Source organism: Vibrio sp. Vb0937, assembly GCF_033338855.1.
The window spans coordinates 1-2,091 of record NZ_JAWOTK010000085.1; the positions used below are offsets into that span (position 1 = coordinate 1).

Sequence of the window (2,091 nt, forward strand, 5' to 3'; positions counted from 1 at the left end):
CGAGAACCTAATGTGTACACTTCAAGCACTAATTTCGCTTTTGGATATTCTTCTACTTTGTAACTGAAGCTACGCCAAAAATAGCTGGCAGGTAAGCTCTCTAACTTGTTTAAGTAGTTGGCGATAGAAAAGTAGTCACCAGTTAGCTCCATACGCACTGGGTGTACGTAGTAGCCAGAGTATTGTGATGCTTCTTTATCTTCTGTGATCGGCTCAGATGGCAGAGTCTGCAATGACACCAAGTGAATGCCACTTTGCTGCTCTAATACGCTCTCTAATACGCCCGCCATTTGTGAAGGCGTTACCAAGTGTTCAATAATTTGTGACAACTGCATCGAAAGATGCTGACTTTCCGTCAACAGGTTGGAAATTTCCAAATCAATATCTGCGTTTGGATCTTTCTTCAATTGAGCCTTAACACGTAAAATATCAATTTCTGTTTTTTGGTTTGACTGCTTTAAGTTACTCAGCTGTCTTTCATTGTTTGAGATCTGATTGAGCTTAGGTTCTAGCACCAACGTAAACAGCAACATAACTACGGTCACGAAGCCACACAGCGCCACCAGCATTTTCTCGCGCGCGCTCATGTCTCCAAAGCGCTCTTCTAATGAGCTCCAGAATTCGTTCATTTCTCTTTATCCTCGCGCGTTTTCAACTCAAACGTCACTATGTCTTTCTCATTGCGACCGATTTTCACGTCGTCAAATGTTCGCCCAACAAGACTGATCTCATTCTTGAACTGGCTTACCCAACTCGGCACTGAACTCGGAGCTTTCGCTAAGCCTTTTAAATCCAAGGTGTTGTTGTTGATGCGAATTTCGGATAAAGAGATTTCTTGGTTGCCCAATTTTGCTAATGACTGCATCACACCTGAGTAACCCGTGCGTTGCGAATCATCGTACTTGCCCACCGCTTTCAAGGAGTCTCGCTTAGCTTTGACTTCACGCTCTAGACGCGCTTTGGCCGCTAACTTATTTGGATCAGGCTGATGCTTACGCAGCTTCACTTGGTAGTAATCTAAGTCAGATTTAAGAATATCGCCCTTGCCTTTCACAATCGCGATTTCATCTTCCAAACCTTCACTTTGCCAAGACACGTAGCCGTAAGACAACAGAATCACAGCCGCAGCCGCGCCCCAAGAAATCGCCACATTTTTTAGCGTAAGGAGATCTTTTTTCGGCTTTAAATGATCAGGATATAGATTGACGCGTCGATTTGTAGACGCCGCCGCCGCATCCGCAAGCACATGACCAGAGAGTTCATGTTCTTCAGGCAGTAGTGACGATACTTTGGTGCTTAAGCGGTAGTTAAGCGACTGAACCAATTCGTTCTCATCTTCTTCATCACAGCACACTTTCAATTGGTGTAACTGAACCTGACGAAGCTGAGCAGAGAGGTAATCTATCGAACGTTGCAGCTCCAGAGACAAACTGTCCATCTGTAGCTCGCTTGACGGTACGCCAGTAAGAGGAGGTGTCACGCTACGAATCGAACGATGAAATGCAATGGTGTGCTCAACAAAAGCACTGATGCGGAAATGCCCACGCGCGCTGCGTTGCAGCAACAAAAAGTTACCAAGCTCACCAGCGGTATCACCCCAAACATCATCTTCCGGAATGATCGCTTCTAACGGCAATTGAGCACGACTAGCCAGTAGCACAATTTTATCAAGCATCTTTCTTGATAAAACATAAGCTTGCACTTTACTTGAGTTTGGTAGCTCTACCGCATCAGCGATGATGTCGATGGCACGCTCAGAAATAAGCTCTTTGAGTAAAAACGGCAGCGCCGCCGACCACTCTTGGCGTGGCATGGCTGGCTTGTCGATTTGATACATCTGATAGTAGTTGTGTGACAGCACTACGGTCAGAGAATCATAAGCGCTCGCGGCAACGCTTAACGCTTGCTCAACAGCGCGTTCCCAATTTGATTCAGAAATTTCAAACTGAGACGGACGGCCACTTTTAGCTGGTGATGATAAATAAACTGCGTCTGGCTGAATAACCAAAAAGCAAGAGCGACCACCACCAGATGATCGCATCAGCTTGTCGAATACTGCTTTAAATTCCATGATTATTATCTTTATTTTTT

The 2,091-nt window shown here is 45.2% G+C and carries 2 protein-coding genes; both read right to left on the minus strand.

Annotated elements, in window-relative coordinates:
* Positions 1-629 (minus strand): type II secretion system protein GspM (gene gspM / locus R7P67_RS23295; protein WP_318086127.1); only part of this gene is annotated, 629 nt, incomplete at its 3' end.
* Entirely contained in the window at positions 626-2,071 is a 1,446-nt protein-coding gene (locus tag R7P67_RS23300; protein WP_005481017.1) for an MSHA biogenesis protein MshI, read from the minus strand. The genes gspM and R7P67_RS23300, both read right to left, overlap by 4 nt.
* Between the last annotated feature and the right edge of the window lie 20 nt (positions 2,072-2,091).

Bases quoted from the DNA above. Each gene is read 5' to 3' on its own strand.
- R7P67_RS23300 (WP_005481017.1), bottom strand. From the start codon at position 2,071: ATGGAATTTAAAGCAGTATTCGACAAGCTGATGCGATCATCTGGTGGT.